Annotated in this window: 14 protein-coding genes; 11 read left to right on the top strand and 3 right to left on the bottom strand. The window is 50.8% G+C overall.

What is annotated here, in order from left to right:
- Positions 1-58: 58 nt before the first annotated feature.
- The 4 genes from lptB to hpf all read left to right on the top strand — a co-directional run bounded on the left by lptB (position 59) and on the right by hpf (position 3,335).
- On the top strand, positions 59-793 hold the full coding sequence (lptB, locus tag DBY95_RS05980; protein ID WP_107723723.1) for an LPS export ABC transporter ATP-binding protein: 735 nt from the start codon (positions 59-61) through the stop codon (positions 791-793).
- Positions 794-820: 27 nt separating this feature from the next.
- Positions 821-1,480, top strand: coding sequence for an energy transducer TonB (locus tag DBY95_RS05975; protein WP_107723722.1), 660 nt, complete (start codon positions 821-823; stop codon positions 1,478-1,480).
- 135 nt (positions 1,481-1,615) lie between these two features.
- Positions 1,616-2,971: an RNA polymerase factor sigma-54 gene (gene rpoN / locus DBY95_RS05970; protein ID WP_107723721.1), complete on the top strand. Its 1,356-nt coding sequence runs from the start codon at positions 1,616-1,618 to the stop codon at positions 2,969-2,971.
- 49 nt (positions 2,972-3,020) lie between these two features.
- Positions 3,021-3,335, top strand: a complete 315-nt coding sequence (hpf, locus tag DBY95_RS05965) for a ribosome hibernation-promoting factor, HPF/YfiA family (RefSeq protein WP_004518850.1) — start codon at positions 3,021-3,023, stop codon at positions 3,333-3,335.
- Positions 3,336-3,407: 72 nt separating this feature from the next.
- On the opposite strand, the gene DBY95_RS05960 is transcribed toward hpf, so the two are convergent.
- Both DBY95_RS05960 and pgi read right to left on the bottom strand, forming a co-directional pair.
- Positions 3,408-4,685, bottom strand: coding sequence for an AmpG family muropeptide MFS transporter (locus tag DBY95_RS05960; protein ID WP_234394597.1), 1,278 nt, complete (start codon positions 4,683-4,685; stop codon positions 3,408-3,410).
- 207 nt (positions 4,686-4,892) lie between these two features.
- Positions 4,893-6,533, bottom strand: a complete 1,641-nt coding sequence (gene pgi / locus DBY95_RS05955; protein ID WP_107723720.1) for a glucose-6-phosphate isomerase — start codon at positions 6,531-6,533, stop codon at positions 4,893-4,895.
- 251 nt (positions 6,534-6,784) lie between these two features.
- Here pgi and DBY95_RS05950 point away from each other — a divergent pair, with 251 nt between their 5' ends.
- The 7 genes from DBY95_RS05950 to DBY95_RS05920 all read left to right on the top strand — a co-directional run bounded on the left by DBY95_RS05950 (position 6,785) and on the right by DBY95_RS05920 (position 16,728).
- Positions 6,785-7,828 carry a LacI family DNA-binding transcriptional regulator gene (locus DBY95_RS05950; protein WP_107723719.1) on the top strand — a complete coding sequence of 348 codons (1,044 nt, stop codon included), beginning with the start codon at positions 6,785-6,787 and terminating at the stop codon, positions 7,826-7,828.
- Between the two features lie 200 nt (positions 7,829-8,028).
- A complete protein-coding gene (locus DBY95_RS05945; protein ID WP_107723718.1) occupies positions 8,029-9,351 on the top strand; it encodes an MFS transporter in 1,323 nt (440 codons plus the stop codon).
- 208 nt (positions 9,352-9,559) lie between these two features.
- Positions 9,560-11,863, top strand: coding sequence for a DNA topoisomerase IV subunit A (gene parC / locus DBY95_RS05940; protein ID WP_107723717.1), 2,304 nt, complete (start codon positions 9,560-9,562; stop codon positions 11,861-11,863).
- 70 nt (positions 11,864-11,933) lie between these two features.
- The gene (locus DBY95_RS05935; RefSeq protein WP_107723716.1) at positions 11,934-13,520 is read left to right on the top strand and encodes a two-component system sensor histidine kinase NtrB; all 1,587 of its coding nucleotides are present in this window, start codon (positions 11,934-11,936) and stop codon (positions 13,518-13,520) included.
- A complete protein-coding gene (locus DBY95_RS05930) occupies positions 13,513-15,141 on the top strand; it encodes a sigma-54-dependent transcriptional regulator (protein WP_107723715.1) in 1,629 nt (542 codons plus the stop codon). Before DBY95_RS05935 ends, DBY95_RS05930 begins: the two co-directional genes overlap by 8 nt.
- 48 nt (positions 15,142-15,189) lie before the next feature.
- On the top strand, positions 15,190-15,942 hold the full coding sequence (locus tag DBY95_RS05925) for a class I SAM-dependent methyltransferase (RefSeq protein ID WP_107723714.1): 753 nt from the start codon (positions 15,190-15,192) through the stop codon (positions 15,940-15,942).
- A gap of 102 nt (positions 15,943-16,044) precedes the next feature.
- Positions 16,045-16,728, top strand: coding sequence for a 2,3-diphosphoglycerate-dependent phosphoglycerate mutase (locus tag DBY95_RS05920; protein ID WP_107723713.1), 684 nt, complete (start codon positions 16,045-16,047; stop codon positions 16,726-16,728).
- Positions 16,729-16,865: 137 nt separating this feature from the next.
- Here the strand turns inward: DBY95_RS05920 and DBY95_RS05915 are convergent, their stop codons facing one another.
- A complete protein-coding gene (locus DBY95_RS05915; RefSeq protein ID WP_107723712.1) occupies positions 16,866-17,657 on the bottom strand; it encodes a DsbC family protein in 792 nt (263 codons plus the stop codon).
- Positions 17,658-17,717 lie beyond the last annotated feature (60 nt).

Below are 17,717 nucleotides of genomic sequence, written 5' to 3'. Positions count from 1 at the left end.
AAAGGCCGTCTGAAAAAGGTTCAGACGGCCTGAGGTCAATATCGAAAGTCAACAGAATATGAGCGCAAACAACAGCCGTCTTGTGGTTCAAAACCTGCAAAAAAGTTTCAAAAAACGCCAAGTCGTCAAAAGCTTCTCCCTTGAAATCGAAAGCGGCGAAGTCATCGGCCTGCTCGGCCCCAACGGCGCGGGTAAGACCACTAGCTTTTACATGATAGTCGGCCTGATTGCCGCCGATGCAGGCAGTGTGATGCTGGACGGCCAAGAGTTGTGCCACCTGCCCATTCACGAACGCGCCCGCCTCGGCGTCGGCTACCTGCCGCAGGAGGCCTCGATTTTCCGCAAAATGACCGTGGAACAAAATATCCGCGCCATTTTGGAAATCAGCATGAAGGACAAAAGCCGCATCGATGCTGAACTTGAAAAACTGTTGGCAGATTTGAATATCGAGCGCCTGCGCAACAACCCTGCGCCGTCCTTGTCTGGTGGCGAACGCCGCCGTGTCGAAATCGCGCGCGTGTTGGCCATGCAGCCGCGTTTCATTTTGTTGGACGAACCTTTTGCCGGCGTTGACCCGATTGCCGTCATCGATATTCAGAAAATCATCGAGTTCCTCAAATCACGCGGTATCGGCGTATTGATTACCGACCACAACGTGCGCGAAACCCTCAGCATCTGCGACCGTGCCTACATCATCAGCGACGGTACGGTATTGGCTTCAGGCAAGCCGGATGATTTGGTCAACAATGAACAAGTCCGTTCGGTTTACTTGGGTGAAAATTTCAAATATTGAGTTTAGGCCGTCTGAAAAGGTGTATCTGTGTTGAAACGAATTTTTTTGTCTTCCTTTGCCGTTTTGGCAGCTACTGCCGTGCATGCAATGCCAGAACTGCCATTGCAGAATATGGGTGTGCGCCAAGGCGTGATAGATAAAAATGGCAAGCCGATAACCGGTATCGTAACGGCGACAGCTATCGTGGATAAAGAGGGTAAGCTGGGAAAAAGCCTCCATTGGGAAGTGGATGCGCTGGAATTGTTGAAACTTGCTCAAGAAGTAGGTTTGCCAAAACAAGTCGAGCCTTATAAAGAGTGTACTTATAATCAGAAAACCCAACAAACGGATTGTAAGACACTGGAAAGCCTTAAAAAATTCAGATTCTTTTATACTGTGCCAAATGGATTCAAAGAAGAGATAAAGACGAAACCTGTCCAAGTTGCTCCCCCACCTTATCCACAGCTTTCTACAGAGAATGGCGAGGAAGGGACTGTGGTATTAAATGTCTTTATCAATATAGATGGCAAAGCATTTGTATGGATACAAAAGAGTAGTGGGTCCCCGCGTTTAGATGCGGCAGGACGAAAAGCAGTTTTGAAGACAAAATTTCAACCTGCTACCTATCGCGGGAAGCCTGTTACCATGGTTTTTGTTCTGCCTATTACGTTTGCTTTACCGTTAGAAACCATCTCTACTGTTGAATAATTCATTTATCGGTTGATAAAAGAATAATATATTGAAATAATCATCCAATATATAAACAATATATTTGATACTTTCAGACGGCCCGTCAGATACAGGCCGTCTGAAATCCATAAAGCACATTTACTATCAAACATTATGTCTTCACTCGTCCTTAAACTCAAACAGACCCAGCAGCTCAACCAGCGGCTGCAGCAGTCTTTGCGCATCTTGCAGATGTCAGGTCTTGAGCTTGAGCGCGAAGTGGAAGACTGGTTGTCAGACAATCCTCTGCTTGAGCGTCCGGAAACCGATGAGTTTGCCGATAGCGGGCTCAACCGTGCGGTAACCATGCCGCGCGCAGGTCAGCAGTTGAGTGGCGACGATGCCGAAGATATTTGGAGCAACATCGCCGAAGAAGAGGATTTCAAACACTATCTGCATGCCCAAGTGTGCGAGCATCCGCTTTCGCAAGTGGAAGCAGCCTATGTTCACGTCTTGATTGATTTTTTGGACGAACAAGGCTACCTCACCGACAGTCTCGAAGAAATCATCGACCACACGCCGTTAGAATGGATGCTGGACGAAGAGGCCCTGCAAAACGCGCTGGATGTATTGCAAACCTTTGAGCCGCCCGGCGTGGCGGCGGCCGACTTGACCGAGTCGCTCATGCTGCAGCTGATGCGTTTGCCGGCTTCTCCGGCTAGACAAATGGCCGCGCATTTGGTGCAAAGTTCGCTTCAAGAGTTAGGCAAAAACCGCAAACAAAACGTTCTGCGTTTCCGCAAACTCTATCCAGATACCGATAGCGAAACCATAGAAGCTGCGCTCGATATGATTGCCGAGCTCAATCCCTATCCGGCCTACGGCTTCGCCTCTGCCACGCCCACGCCTTATATTCAGCCTGACGTTTGGGTCAAAGAGGGCAAGGATGGCTGGGAAGTCATCAGCAACGAGGCGGCTTGGCCGAAGCTGCAGCTCAATCAGGAGTATTGCGACCTGATGAAGGCGGCGGAAGAGGGGGCACCGGAGTGGAAGGAAAAAATCAACGAAGCCAAGCAGCGCATTGATTCTTTGGAGCTGCGTAAAAGTACGGTCCTCCGCCTTGCCGAGTATATCGTCAAAAATCAGGAAGATTTTTTTATCTTCGGAGAAATCGGCCTGTCGCCCATGCTGATGAAAGATGCCGCCGCCGAATTGGGTTTGGCGGAAAGCACCATTTCGCGCGCCGCCAACCAGAAATATTTGTCTTGCCCGCGCGGCCTGTTTGCGTTACGCTATTTCTTCACACAGGCAGTTAATGCCGATGATGATGGCGAAGGGTTCAGCCAAGGCGCAATCAAAGCCGTATTGAGCCAGCTGATTGAAAGTGAAGACAGCAGCAAACCCTATTCGGACGAGACCCTCGTCAAATTATTAAAACAACGCGGCATTGAAATCGCCAGACGTACAGTTGCAAAATATAGAGAATCATTAGACATACCACCGGCACACAAACGAAAATTTACCGAGTAGATATATTCCGATCCGTTTTGACGGACTAATCAACCGAAGGAGCTGTATCATGAATCTGAAAATCACCGGTCTGAATTTTGATGTTACCGAAGCCATCAAAAACTACGTTTCCGACAAGTTGGCACGAATCAGTCGCCACGCCGACAACATCATTTCCGTGACCATCACGCTCTCGGTGGAAAAAGTCAGCCAGAAAGCCGAAGCCGATGTCCATCTGGCAGGTAAAGATTTGCACGTTGAAGCGATTGAACAGGATATGTACGCCGCGATTGATGTTTTGATGGACAAGCTCGACCGCGCTGTTTTGAAACATAAAGAAAAAAGCGGCGATGTCCGTAGTACTGTCAAACCTGCTGCCGAATAAAGCTTTTGTATGATAAGGCCGTCTGAACATTCAGACGGCCTTTTGTTTTACTAGAAGTTTTAGACTGGCAATCTAGTTACTCTCTTTTTCGCCATTCCACGGTGCCACTTTAAACAGCAGCAACATGCCCGGTATGCCCAAAGCGAAACACAGCCAGTAGAAATTGAAGTAACCCATCGCTTCAATCAGATAGCCTGCCGAAGCATTGATAAATGTACGTGGAACGGCTGACAGGCTGGTAAAGAGGGCTAATTGTGTGGCCGTAAATGCAGGATTGGTTTCACGAGCCATATAGGCAACAAACGCCGCTGTACCCAGACCTACGCCTGCTGCTTCTGCACCAATTACAGCTGCAAGCATCATTTGCTCTGTCAGTGTGATGGTTTCAAACTTGCCAAAATTTGCCAACCAGGCAAAGCCTAGAATAGTAACCCATTGCGCCACGCCGAAAATCCACAAAGCTCTATTGATACCGAGCTTTATCATCCAAATACCGCCTACAATACCGGCAATGACAGCAGGCCATAAACCGGCATTTTTGGCAATGAGGCCGATGTCGGTTTTGCTGAATCCCATGTCCAGATAAAAAGGTGTAGCCAAAGAAGTGGCCATGCTGTCGCCCAGTTTGTAGAGAAAGATAAACAGCAATACCAATATGGCCTGTTTGATTCCTTTGCGGGAGAAGAACTCACTGAAAGGGTCAGAGACTGTTTGGGCAAATGTACGCGACACAGATGGTGGAATGTCAGGCTCTTTAGCTAAAAACAGGGTCATCAGCAGACCGGGCAGCATAAATAGTGCAGTAATGATGAATACGTTGTGCCAAGGCATCAAGTCGGCCAAAATCAAGCTGAGCGAACCAGGTACCAAAGCGGCAATACGGTAGGCATTGACGTGGATAGAGTTGCCTAAGCCTAATTCTTCATCTGACAAAATTTCGCGGCGAAATGCATCCAATACAATATCTTGACTGGCAGAGAAAAAGGCGACCACCAACGATAAGCCCATAATTACATATAAATGCTGAGCAGGATTTAGGAAGGCGTAAATGAGCAAGGTCAGCAGTAAACCAATTTGCGTAACCAGCATCCAACCGCGTCGCCGTCCTAAAAAAGGTAATCTGACCAAATCAATGACGGGAGACCAGATAAATTTCCAAGTGAAAGGCAGCCCGATAAGTGCCATCAGGCCGATGGTTTTCAAATCAACATGTTCGCTGCGCAACCATGCCGGAATCAGGTTGATCAGAAAATAAAGCGGCAACCCCGAAGTGAAGCCTGTAAAGATACAAATCAGCATTTTGCGCGAAAAAATCTTGCGCCAAGTGCTGGGTTGGGGTGCGGTTGTCATAGTGGAATCAATAAAAAAGAAAAGGGATATTGTAGCAAAGATGGGGGATATGGCGAATGAACTTCTGCTATCTTTATTGAATAATAAAAGGCCGTCTGAAACTTTAACAAATTAAGTTTCAGACGGCCTTTTGTTGGAACAAGTTGATCAGGTTTTGAAATGTCCGTAAGACAGGCAGAGATGTTTGTTTTACGGATATTTTCATTTTCAGACGGCCTTCGATGCTGCGTTGCAGTTGCGGTAGAAGGCAATCAGACCGTTGGTGGAGCTGTCGTGTGCCGGCGTGCCGCGTTCGAGTTCGGGTTCGATGGTTTTGGCCAGCTCTTTACCGTATTCCACGCCCCATTGGTCGAAGGGGTTGATACGCCAAATCACGCCCTGAACGAAGGTGCGATGTTCGTAGGCGGCCATCAGCATGCCGAGGTTGAAAGGCGTCAGGCTGTCGATGAGCAGGCTGTTACTCGGACGGTTGCCGGGGAATTCTTTTTGCGGCGCAAGGCGGTCGCGTTCGTCTTGGGGCAGGGCGGCCAATTCGATTTGCACTTCGTCTAAGGTCTTGCCTTTCATCAGCGCTTCGGCTTGGGCGAAAGCATTGGCAACGGTAAAGCGGTGTTGACGGTGGTTGCCGTAGATTGTGGTCATGGGGACGATGAAATCAACGGGAATCAGACGCGTGCCTTGGTGCAGAAGCTGGAAGTAGGCATGTTGGCAGTTGACGCCTTCATCACCAAAGACAATGCCGCCGGTGGTGCAGGAAACGGGTTGGCCGTCTGAAGTACGCTGTTTGCCGAGGCTTTCCATATCGAGCTGGTTGAGCCACGGGGTAAAGAGGCGCATGTTGTGGCTGTATGGGACAACGGTTTGGCCGTCTGAATGTTGGAAGTTGTTGTACCAAACGTTGATGAGCGCCATCAGGACGGGAATGTTGTGGCGGAATGGCGTTTCGAAGAAATGGGTATCCATCGCGTGTGCGCCGGCCAGCATTTTGCGGAACGCTTTTTCGCCGACGGCAACCATCAGCGGCAGGCCGATGGGCGACCAGACGGAATAGCGGCCGCCGACCCAGTCGGACATGGCGAAAACTTTGTCGGGGGAGATGCCGAAGTTTTGGGCTGCGGCCACATCGGCGGAAATGGCGCAGAAGTGGCGGTAGATGCCGGAATCAGGCAAACCTGCATCGCGGTACCAAGTACGCGCAGCGTAGGCATTGAGCAGGGTTTCCGGTGTGCGGAACGATTTGCTGGCAATGCTGAATACGGTGGTTTCGGGGTTGAGGCCGAGAAGGGTTTGGGTCAGGTCGGCATCATCGGAGTTGCTGACAAAGTGGACGCGGATGTTTTGCCAATAAGGTTGCAGCGCCTGTGTGGCCATACGCGGGCCTAAATCGGAGCCGCCGATACCGATGTGAACCAAATCGGTAATGGGTTTGCCGGTAATGCCTGCGTGGGTGCCGTCTAAAAGTTGGCGTGCGAATTCGAGGGTGCGGTTGAGTTCGTGATGAACTTTGGACACGATGTTTTCGCCGTCGACGTAAACAGGTTTGGCATTGGCAGGCAGGCGCAGGGCAGTGTGGAGGACGGCGCGGTGCTCGCTGGTGTTGATTTTTTCACCGCTGCTCATGGCCTGCATATATTGTGGCAAATCGGCTGCTTCGGCCAGTTGACACAATAAATCCAGGGTGTTTTCATCTAGACGGTTTTTGCTGTAATCAAATAACAAGCCGTGCAGAATTTCGTGCATATTGTTGAAACGTTCGGCATCTGCGGCGAAGCGTTCGCGCAGGGTAACGTGTTGAGTATCGGCATGATGGGCTTCCAAGGCTTGCCATGCATCTGAGTATGCGGACATCTCGTTTCCTTAGTATGTAACGGTAAACAAGCAGGGTATCTATTTTCTGCTTTTTGTAGTTGTTTGTAGTTTAACAAATTTGGACAACTTTTGGGAGATGGTAGGGTCGGTTTTATTTAAGAAATGTATGCAAAATGCAATAGAAACGGTTGATTATCATCAAGTTTCTGTAAAAAAGGGGGTATGACACCGATGTCTGCTGTGTTATCCTATGTAACATTATTGAAATCCTGTCGGGGCGGGTTCGTAAGATGGCTACAATTTATGATGTCGCTGCTTATGCCGGGGTATCTCCCAAGACGGTCAGCCGAGTGATTAACGGCGATGCGCCGGTCAGTGATAAAACCCGTTTCAAAGTAGAAACAGCGATTGCTGCTTTGGGCTATATCCCGTCTTCTGCGGCGCGGATTATGCGGTCACACCGTTCCGGATTGGTCGGTTTGATTACCGGCGCTATTTCGCGGACAGGCGAGAATACGGGCGGACACGGTATACCGGATATGTTCTTGATTAAGGGCATTCAGCAGCAGATTCGCGCACAAGGCAAGATTTTGATGATTGCCGACATCGACAACAAGCCGGGGCAGCCCGGTCAGATGGAGCCGCTGATCCGTACCTTTATGGAGCATCGTGCTGAGGGGATTTTATATGTGGCAGGTTTCCATCAGGAAGTATTGCTGCCGGAAGTGCCCAACCGTTGCCCGATGGTGTTGGTCAACTGTTTTGATTTGGCAGGTACGCCGTCGGTTTTGCCGGACGACGAAGCAGGGCAGTATGGCTTGGTGCGCCGGATTATCCAAAGCGGGCACAAACGGATTGCTTATGTAACTTTGCAGCCGGGCGTGGAAGCGACGAGATTGAGATTGGCCGGATACCGCCGTGCTTTGGCTGATGCGGATATTGTCTTCGATCCTGATTTGGTGCAAACTGGTTATCCTGACTTCAGCAATGACAGCGGATCTTTGATTTCGGCTATTTTGAAACTGTTGTCTTTGCCGCTTCCGCCGACGGTAATTTGCTGTGGTAACGATGAAATGGCAGTACGCGTGTACGGGATTTTGAGGACGCGCGGCGTGCGGGTTCCCGAGCAAGTTTCGGTTGCCGGCTATGATAATCACAGCGCGATTGCGGAGACGCTGTTTCCGCCGTTGACCAGCACCGAGCTGCCGTATCTGCGTATGGGTGCGATGGCGGCGGATTTGCTGTTTCGACATATTGAACACCCGGCCGGTGCGGTTCAGCCAGTCAAGGTCGTTGGGGAAACCATCTGGCGTCAGTCTGTGATTAATAAATAGTTTCAGACGGCCTGAAAATAATAAGCTTTAAACAACACAAACACACATCAAAATAAGATTCATGTAAACGGTCAAAATAAAGGCCGTCTGAAAACGGAGTTGCTTCAGTAAAAAGGGCAGCCCAAATACAATAAAAGCGTCATACCGCTGAAATTGGAGTTTGTTGTTTCCATAGTTTATTACCCAGGAGTAGCCTTCCTATGAAAATCTCCCCACAAGTGGCGATGACACTTCGCCAGATTATGCTGATGAACTTCGGTTTCTTCGGTATTCAATATAGCTTCGGGTTGCAGCAAACTGCGATTAATCCGATTTTCAGCTTTCTTCATGCCGACCCGAGCCAGTTGCCGATTTTGAATATGGCAGGTCCGATTACCGGTTTGCTGGTGCAGCCGATGATTGGTGCGATGAGTGACCGCACTTGGGTGCCGGGATTAGGTCGCCGCCGCCCGTATTTCTTGATTGGCGCCATCGGTTGCAGCCTCTGTCTCTTTATCTATCCGCACGTTACCGCATTATGGGTGGCTGTATTGCTGCTGTGGCTCTTGGACATCAGCAACAACACGGCAATGGAACCTTTCCGTGCCTTTATTGCCGATACCGTTCCTGAACACCAGCAATCCACCGGTTTCTTGATGCAGTCCGTGTTTACCGGTTTGGGTATTACCCTGGCCAACGTTTCCCTCTACATCTTCCAACAAATCGGCTGGTTGCAACAAACCTCCGAAGCGGGCATTCCGTATTGGGTATTCGGTTCGTTTTATATTGGTGCGGTCTGCTCCATCGGTTCGGTTTTGGTTACCGTTTTATCAACGGCCGAACGCGAGCCCAGCCCTGAAGAAATGGCGGCCATTAAAGCCCAGCCGAGCGGTCCGGCCCATGCTGTTAAAGATATTGTCGTTGCCGTGCGCGAAATGCCGACTGCCCTGTGGCAACTGGCCTTGGTGTATCTCTTCCAATGGTACGCGCTCTTCATCTACTGGCAATATATTTCCCACAGTATCGTCCAATCCGTCTGGGATTCGACCGTTGAAAATACCGAAGCGTATAGCCAAGCGGTTGCATGGACCGGCCTGGTAAACGGTTTTTACAACGTGGTAACCTTTATCTCCGCTTTCGGCCTGATGTGGATGGCGCGCAAATACGCCGCCAAATATGTTCACGCCTTTGCCGTAACCCTTGCCGCGCTGGCATTGCTTACCATTCCGCACATCGGTAATAAATACCTGATGTTTGCGCCGATGATTGGTTTCGGTGTCGGTTGGGCAAGTATGATGGGCGTGCCGTTTATGATTGTGGTCGGCTCTATCCCTAAAGAACGTTACGGCGTGTACATGGGTATTGTGAACATGATGATTGTGATTCCAATGCTGATTGAAACCGTATCTTTCGGCTGGGTGTACAGAACTTTCTTGGGTTCAAACCCTGCCAACGCGATGACTTTTGCCGGTGTTTCCCTGGCCATTGCCGCAGCGGTGACCTTAACCATTAAAACTGCGGCCAAACCGGCTACTGCAGAATAACGAAGTTTTGATTTAAAACCAAAATGAAAAGGCCGTCTGAAACATGAAATGGTTTCAGACGGCCTTTTTGGCAGAAACGGATTCCATTTGCTGACCTGATTCGGCAAGCCTTATTGTCGTTGCACTACCGTTCATCACTCAAATTGGCTATGACTACCGATTTTGCTTTACAATATCCTCCTTTAATTTATTTCGTTTTACCATCCTGATGACAGAACACATTTCCGCTCCAAGCCCATCTCCTATCGGCGAAGACTACCTGCTGTTAGGTCAATACGCCGAACGCGCCTATCTCGAATACGCCATGAGCGTGGTCAAAGGCCGCGCGCTGCCTGAAGTTTCAGACGGCCAAAAGCCTGTACAACGGCGTATTTTGTTTGCCATGCGCGATATGGGTTTGACGGCGGGGGCGAAGCCGGTGAAATCGGCGCGCGTGGTCGGCGAAATTTTGGGTAAATACCACCCGCACGGCGACAGTTCCGCCTATGAAGCGATGGTGCGAATGGCGCAGGATTTTACCTTGCGCTATCCCTTAATCGACGGCATCGGCAACTTCGGTTCGCGCGACGGCGACGGAGCGGCGGCGATGCGTTACACCGAAGCGCGACTGACGCCGATTGCGGAATTGCTGTTGTCCGAAATCAATCAGGGGACGGTAGATTTTGTGCCGAACTACGACGGCGCGTTTGACGAGCCGCTGCACCTGCCCGCCCGTTTGCCTATGGTGTTGCTCAACGGCGCGTCGGGCATTGCGGTGGGCATGGCGACCGAAATTCCGTCGCACAATTTGAACGAAGTCACGCAGGCGGCGATTGCGCTGTTAAAAAAACCGTCGCTGGAAACCGCCGACCTGATGCAATATATCCCTGCGCCCGACTTTGCCGGCGGCGGTCAAATCATTACGCCGGCGGATGAATTGCGCCGGATTTACGAAACCGGTAAAGGCAGTGTGCGCGTGCGTGCACGTTACGAAATTGAGAAGCTGGCGCGCGGGCAATGGCGCGTGATTGTGACCGAGCTGCCGCCGAACGCCAACTCCGCCAAAATCCTTGCCGAAATTGAAGAGCAGACCAACCCGAAACCGAAAGCGGGTAAAAAGCAGCTGAACCAAGACCAGCTCAACACCAAAAAGCTGATGCTGGATTTAATCGACCGCGTGCGCGACGAGTCAGATGGCGAACATCCCGTGCGACTGGTGTTCGAGCCGAAATCCAGCCGCATCGATACGGATACCTTCATCAACACGCTGATGGCGCAAACTTCGCTGGAAGGCAATGTGTCCATGAACTTGGTGATGATGGGTTTGGACAACCGCCCTGCGCAGAAAAATCTGAAAACGATTTTGCAGGAATGGCTGGATTTCCGCGTCGTGACCGTAACACGCCGTCTGAAATTCCGTTTGAACCAAGTGGAAAAACGGCTGCACATCCTTGAAGGCCGTCTGAAAGTCTTTCTGCACATTGACGAAGTGATTAAAGTCATCCGCGAGTCAGACGACCCGAAAACCGATTTGATGGCAGCGTTCGGGCTGACCGAAATCCAAGCCGAAGACATTTTGGAAATCCGCCTGCGCCAGTTGGCGCGTTTGGAAGGTTTCAAACTCGAAAAAGAATTGAACGAGTTGCGCGAAGAACAAGGACGTCTGAATATCCTTTTGGGCGACGAAAACGAAAAACGCAAGCTGATTATCAAAGAGATGCAGGCGGACATGAAGCAGTTCGGCGACGCACGCCGCACACTGGTGGAAGAGGCTGGACGCGCCGTGTTGACTCAAACCACCGCCGACGAACCCATCACGCTGATTTTGTCGGAAAAAGGCTGGATACGCAGCCGCGCCGGACACAACCTTGATTTGAGCCAAACCGCGTTCAAAGAAGGCGACCGCCTCAAACAAACCCTCGAAGGCCGCACTGTTTTACCCGTCGTCATCCTGGATTCATTGGGCAGAACCTACACGCTCGATGCCGCCGAAATCCCCGGCGGACGCGGCGACGGCGTGCCGGTTTCATCCTTAATCGAGCTGCAAAACGGTGCAAAACCCGTCGCCATGCTCACCGGTCAGCCCGAACAGCATTACTTGCTTTCAGGCAGCGGCGGCTACGGTTTTATCACCAAGTTGGCCGATATGGTCGGGCGAGTGAAAGCGGGTAAAGTGGTCATGACCGTGGACAGCGACGAAACCGTCCTGCCGCCAGTTGCCGTCTATGCTTCTTCGCTGATCAATCCCGACTGCAAAGTCGTACTGGCCAGCAGCGACCACCGTCTCTTGGCGTTTTCCATCGGCGAACTCAAAGTCATGCCTAAAGGCCGCGGTTTGCAGCTGATGTCGTTGGCTGAGGGTGCATCTTTGGAACACATTATGGTGACGACCTCTCCTGAGTTTACCGTTGTATCGGTCGGCCGACGCGGCGCCGAGCATCAGGAAAAACTGCGGATTGCCGATATTGACGGTAAACGCGGTAAAAAAGGCAAGGTATTGGAAATATCAGGCCGTCTGAAAAGTTTGTCCTGAAACAAGAACAAATATATTCAAATAAATTAAATTTACTACGACATTGCATGAAAATAAAAAAGGTTCACTTATGAACAGAGCCAATCTTCAAGAGCTGGGTAATCTGAGGGAGCGAATTCCCGGCGTCATCAACATTGCCCGAATAGCCATCGTCTTACCGCTTTTGGTTTTGCACGCTTTCGGCAGCTACACAGGCGGCAACCTGATTGGCGTTTCGTTGCCGGACGTTGAGTTTTATATCTGGGTAACGCTGTATTTCTTCCTGATTATGCTTTCCGTGTTCCGTCCGGGCTGGCAGTGGCAGTCTTTGGATTTGCCCAATGCCAGTGCCGTGGTCGACATCACCATGATGATGGTTTTGGTGTATATCTCCGGCGGTACGGCTTCCGGTTTCGGGATTTTGGTTTTGCCGTTTGTGGCCACGTCGTGTCTACTCAGTTATGGCCACTATCCTATGCTGTATGCAGGCTATACGGCAATGTTGTTTATTTTGAACCTGTTTTTAGACGGCAGTATGCGTTTCGATTCGTTTAATTGGGACGCGAAATCAATGGCGAATTCTTTAATGCTGATCGGCGCCAGCTATCTGGTGGCGATGCTGACCTCGTTTGCCGCCCGTTATCTCGAACAGGCCACAGAGTCCGCCAGCCGCCATCAACTGGCCTACCGCCGTATCAGCGGTTTGAACCATTTGGTTTTGAACCGAGTACAGGAAGCGGTTGTGGTGATTGATGCGACCCAACGCGTGTGGCTGTTTAACAAACAGGCAAAAATCTATTTTCCCAGCCTGATTATCGATCAGCAGGAAATCGTGTTCGGCGAACTGGTGGCCCGCTGGCAGCGCCAACCCGACAAACCTTTTGAAACCGATATCCATATTTTCCAACACGCCATGCACGTCCGAGCCGTTCCGCTGATTCAGGAGCAAACCGAGCTGCTGATGCTGTACGTCCGCTCATTGCGTGAAGTGGCTGCAGAGGCCATGTCCACCAAGCTGACTTCGCTCGGACAGTTGACTGCCAACCTTGCCCACGAAATCCGTAACCCGATGTCCGCCATCCGTCATGCCAGCGATTTGTTGCAAGAGGGCGATGAGGCAGATCCGCTCAAGGCCAAGCTCTACAACATCATCGACAGCAATATCCAACGTATCGACAAGATGTTGGAAGACGTATCCCTGCTTAACAAACGAGACAACATCAGCCGCCAGCCGATTAATCTGATGAAATTCTGGTTGGAGTTTAAGCAGGAATTTACCTTGAATAATCCCGATGCCATCGGCTGTCTGCGCATGAATATGGACGGCAACAACCTGACCGTATTGGTCGACTCCATGCACTTGCAGCAAGTGATGTGGAACTTGTGCAACAACGCTTGGCGACACAGCCGTCAGGACGAAAACGCCATTACCGTTCTTATCCGCTCTAGCGGCAGGATGCATATTTCCATCGTCGTGGCGGACAACGGCAAAGGCGTGCCGCCGGATGTACGAAATCATTTGTTTGAGCCGTTTTACACCACCGAAAAACAAGGCACCGGCTTGGGACTTTACGTCGCACGCGAGTTGGCACACGCCAATATGGGGCAGCTGCATTATCACCCTGAAATGAACGGGTTTGAATTGATTTTACCGAAGGAGCAAGCGCAGGATGAATAAATTGCAAGAGCCGGTTTTGGTTGTCGATGACGAGGCAGACATCCGCGACCTGATGGAAATGACCCTGATGAAAATGGGTCTGCGTGTCGATACTGCGGCTGGTGTTGAAGAGGCTAAAGACAAGCTGGACAACAACGATTATTCGCTGGTGTTGACCGATATGCGTATGCCTGACGGCTCCGGCCTCGAGGTGGTTCAATACATCGACGAATTGATGCTCGACACGCCCGTCGCCGTGATTACGGCTTTCGGCAATGCCGACCAAGCCGTTGAAGCCTTGAAAGCGGGGGCGTTTGATTATCTGCAAAAACCGATTACGCTGTCGCAGTTGCGTTCATTGGTTAAATCGGCAGTATCGGTTTCCGATAATACTGCCGAACCCACGCCGTCTGAAAAAGTCAAATTGCAGCCTGCGCCTGTTTCTGCTGCCCTGTATAAACCTGAACCTCAGCCGGCCAAGCCTGTTGTTACGCCTCCTAAGAGCGTACAGAGTGAATTTAACCGGCCTTTGACTGTTCCGGAAGGGCTCAATTCCTTAAAAGAGCGTTTTTCGGCCGGCAGCATCAATCCTGCTCTGCAACAAGATGCACCTATATTGGAAGGCGAGGACGATATGCCGCGCCTGTTGGGTACTTCGCCGCAAATGGTCGAAGTACGCCACCTGATTCGCAGATTGGCCCACAGCCTTGTTCCCGTTTATATCTCCGGCGAGTCCGGTACGGGTAAAGAGCAGGCGGCGCGCACGATTCACGAGCTGTCCGACCGCGCCGACAAACCGTTTATTGCCGTCAACTGCGGAGCCATTCCTGAAAACCTGATGGAAAGCGAGTTTTTCGGCTACAAAAAAGGCAGTTTTACCGGCGCAGATCAAGACCGTCTCGGCTTTTTCCAACACGCTGACGGCGGCACTTTGTTCCTTGACGAAGTTGCCGATTTGCCGCTTGCCATGCAGGTCAAACTCCTGCGCGCCATTCAAGAAAAAGCCGTGCGCCGTATCGGCGATGCGCGGGAAACCTTTGTGGATGTGCGCATTATTTGTGCAACCCACAAAAACCTCGAAGCCTTGGTTGAAAGCGGTGCATTCCGTCAGGACTTGTATTACCGCCTCAACGTTGTCACCCTGCACATGCCGCCTTTACGTGAAATGCGCGAAGACTTGGGCGCGCTGATTCTGTATCTGCTGTATAAACACCGTCACGGCAATCAAACCTACAAACTCAGCCCGAAAGCCCAAGAAGCCCTGTTGCATTACAGCTACCCCGGCAACTTCCGCGAGTTGGAAAATATCCTCGAACGCGCCGTTGCATTGACGGTCGGTCAAGTGATACAAGTGGACGACTTGCAGATTCAAAACGCCCCACAGGTTAAGGCTGAACGCAGCGGCTTCTCCTTTGACGATATTGCCGAACCTGACGCGCGTGAAACTACGCTCAATCACAGCCCCATTCCACCGTTTGATCCGCGTACCATGCAGATACAGGATTACCTTGACCAAGTGGAACGCAGTATCATCGAGCAGGCCTTGCAGCAAACCCGTTACAACCGTACCCAAGCCGCCAAGCTTTTGGGCATCAGCTTCCGCTCTATGCGCTACCGCATGGAACGCTTGGACATCAATTAAAACGTTCAGACGGCCCAAGTTTTCAAGGCCGTCTGAAACATAAGCCTTATGTACAAGATTTATTTTGACGAAACCGCATCTGCCGAACTTCGCAGCCTTGCTGCACCTTTCAGGCTGACCGTTATTGATCGGCAGCCTGAAGAAGGCAGTTTCCTTATTGCTTACGAAAGCGGCATCAGTTTGTGCCGCGCCGGTGAAAAAGGCCGTGTTCGCGTTGATTTTGATGGCGGTGCCGCCCATTATCGGCGAACTAAAGGCGGAGGCGAGTTGATTGCCAAAGCCGTCAACCATACTGTACAACCGACTGTCTGGGACGCTACCGGCGGACTGGGGCGCGACAGTTTTGTGCTTGCCTCGTTGGGTTTGAAGGTACACACTTTTGAACAAAATCCTGCCGTTGCCTGTCTACTTTCAGACGGCCTCAACAGGGCGGGGCAAAGTGAAGAGACACGGGAGATTGCCCAACGCATTACTTTGCATTTCGGCAATGCCGTTGATTTAATGCAGAAATTGGCCGCGCAAAAAGGCAGACCCGATGTGGTGTACCTCGACCCGATGTACCCGGAACGCCGCAAAACCGCCGCCGTGAAAAAAGAAATGGCCTATTTCCACGACTTGGTCGGCGCGGCACAAGACGAAGCCGAGTTGTTGGACGCAGCGTTGAATACCGCCAAAAAGCGCATTGTCGTCAAACGCCCGCGCTTGGGCGAATTTCTTGACGGGCGCAAACCTGCTTATCAATACACAGGCAAAAGCACGCGTTTTGACGTTTACCTTCCGACAAGGCCGTCTGAAGACTAGAAGCAAATTTGCAACATATCAAAAGAAACCGCCGACGTTATCAGCGCGGCGGCAAAGTGTGCTATAAATACCTTTTCCCAAACTTCATTGGAGCAAACAATCATGAAATTAGTATTCATCCGTCACGGACAAAGCGAATGGAACGCGAAAAACCTTTTCACCGGCTGGCGCGACGTCAAGCTGAGCGAGCAAGGTTTGGCAGAAGCCACAGCAGCAGGTAAAAAGCTGAAAGAAAAAGGCTATGAATTCGACATCGCCTTTACCTCCGTTCTGACCCGTGCCATCAAAACCTGTAACATTGTTTTGGAAGAATCCGACCAACTGTTTGTTCCACAAATCAAATCATGGCGTTTGAACGAGCGCCACTACGGTCAGCTGCAAGGTATGGATAAAAAACAAACCGCAGAAAAATACGGCGACGAGCAAGTCCACATTTGGCGCCGCAGCTACGACACCCTGCCTCCTCTGCTTGATCCTAAAGACCCTCACTCCGCCCACAACGACCGCCGCTATGCCAACCTGCCTAGCGATGTTATTCCTGATGGTGAAAACCTCAAAGTTACCCTCGAGCGCGTCCTGCCTTTCTGGGAAGACCAAATCGCTCCGGCCATCTTGAGCGGCAAACGTGTATTGGTTGCGGCACACGGCAACTCCCTGCGTGCGTTGGCTAAACACATCGAAGGCATTTCCGACGAAGACATCATGGGCTTGGAAATCCCAACAGGTCAGCCGTTGGTGTACAAATTGGATGAAAACCTGAAAGTGATTGAAAAATTCTACCTGTAAGGTAAAGGAAAAAAAGGATGTGTTGGACACGTCCTTTTTTTATATTTGTCTATATCGAGGCCGTCTGAAGGCAGTTGATGGCGGGCGACATGAAAAAAGGACGCGTAAAGCGTCCTTTATGGAGATTAAACCCTGTATTACTGGTTTTTCTCGATGATTTCTTTGAGGTGAGGCATAGGGCTGTAACCACTTTGGCTGCGGCCGTTAGGAAAGACCAGGGTCGGCGTGCCGTTGAAGCCGAATTGTTCGCCCAATGAAGTGGTTTCCGCAACAGGGTTTTCGCAGTTTGCTTTGCCACTTGGGAGTTTGCCTTTGCGCATCCAGTCGATCCATGCCTGAGTCGGATTAGGCTGACACCATAACAGCTCGGCTTTGCGCGCGGCATCAGGGTGCAGGCTTGGAATCGGCATCATGAAGGTATAAATCGTGATGTCGGTCATTTTTTCAAATTCATGCTCCAAGCGTTTGCAGTACGGGCAGTCCGGATCAGAGAAAACAGCGACTTTCAGTTTGCCGTTGCCGCGTACTTCTTTGATGGCTTTGTCCAAAGGCAGGGAAGCGAAGTCGATTTTGTTCAAATCGGCGGCGCGTTCTTCAGTCATGCTTTGGCGCGTATTGACGTTGATGAGGTCGCCAACAAGCATATAGTCGCCTTTGGCATCGGTATAGATGATTTGTTTGCCGCTGACGACAACTTCATAAATGCCTTTAATCGGTGTTTCACTGACGCTCAAAACTTTCAAATCTTGGGCGGCATAGACTTTTTCCAGACGTGCTTTCAAAGAAGCGGCAACGGATTTGTCGGCAGGCGCTTCCGCTTTGGCAGCCTGTGCAGGCGCCGCGTTGGCGTTGGATACGGCAGGTTGACCGCATGCCAACAAAGGAAGGACGGCAAACGGTGTTAAGATTTTGATTAACTTGGTTTTCATGCGAGAGACTTGCGTGTGTTAAAAGTAAGGTATTGTATCAAACCTCTGTCATGCCTGCAT

Source organism: Neisseria subflava, from assembly GCF_003044935.1.
GTDB lineage: Bacteria > Pseudomonadota > Gammaproteobacteria > Burkholderiales > Neisseriaceae > Neisseria > Neisseria subflava_E.
Note: the sequence above shows the minus strand (reverse complement) of the source record. Positions and strands in the feature narration are given on the sequence as shown.

Bases quoted from the DNA above. Each gene is read 5' to 3' on its own strand.
- lptB (WP_107723723.1), top strand. From the start codon at position 59: ATGAGCGCAAACAACAGCCGTCTTGTGGTTCAAAACCTGCAAAAAAGT.
- rpoN (WP_107723721.1), top strand. From the start codon at position 1,616: ATGTCTTCACTCGTCCTTAAACTCAAACAGACCCAGCAGCTCAACCAG.
- hpf (WP_004518850.1), top strand. From the start codon at position 3,021: ATGAATCTGAAAATCACCGGTCTGAATTTTGATGTTACCGAAGCCATC.
- DBY95_RS05960 (WP_234394597.1), bottom strand. From the start codon at position 4,685: ATGACAACCGCACCCCAACCCAGCACTTGGCGCAAGATTTTTTCGCGC.
- pgi (WP_107723720.1), bottom strand. From the start codon at position 6,533: ATGTCCGCATACTCAGATGCATGGCAAGCCTTGGAAGCCCATCATGCC.
- DBY95_RS05950 (WP_107723719.1), top strand. From the start codon at position 6,785: ATGGCTACAATTTATGATGTCGCTGCTTATGCCGGGGTATCTCCCAAG.
- DBY95_RS05945 (WP_107723718.1), top strand. From the start codon at position 8,029: ATGAAAATCTCCCCACAAGTGGCGATGACACTTCGCCAGATTATGCTG.
- parC (WP_107723717.1), top strand. From the start codon at position 9,560: ATGACAGAACACATTTCCGCTCCAAGCCCATCTCCTATCGGCGAAGAC.
- DBY95_RS05935 (WP_107723716.1), top strand. From the start codon at position 11,934: ATGAACAGAGCCAATCTTCAAGAGCTGGGTAATCTGAGGGAGCGAATT.
- DBY95_RS05930 (WP_107723715.1), top strand. From the start codon at position 13,513: ATGAATAAATTGCAAGAGCCGGTTTTGGTTGTCGATGACGAGGCAGAC.
- DBY95_RS05925 (WP_107723714.1), top strand. From the start codon at position 15,190: ATGTACAAGATTTATTTTGACGAAACCGCATCTGCCGAACTTCGCAGC.
- DBY95_RS05920 (WP_107723713.1), top strand. From the start codon at position 16,045: ATGAAATTAGTATTCATCCGTCACGGACAAAGCGAATGGAACGCGAAA.
- DBY95_RS05915 (WP_107723712.1), bottom strand. From the start codon at position 17,657: ATGAAAACCAAGTTAATCAAAATCTTAACACCGTTTGCCGTCCTTCCT.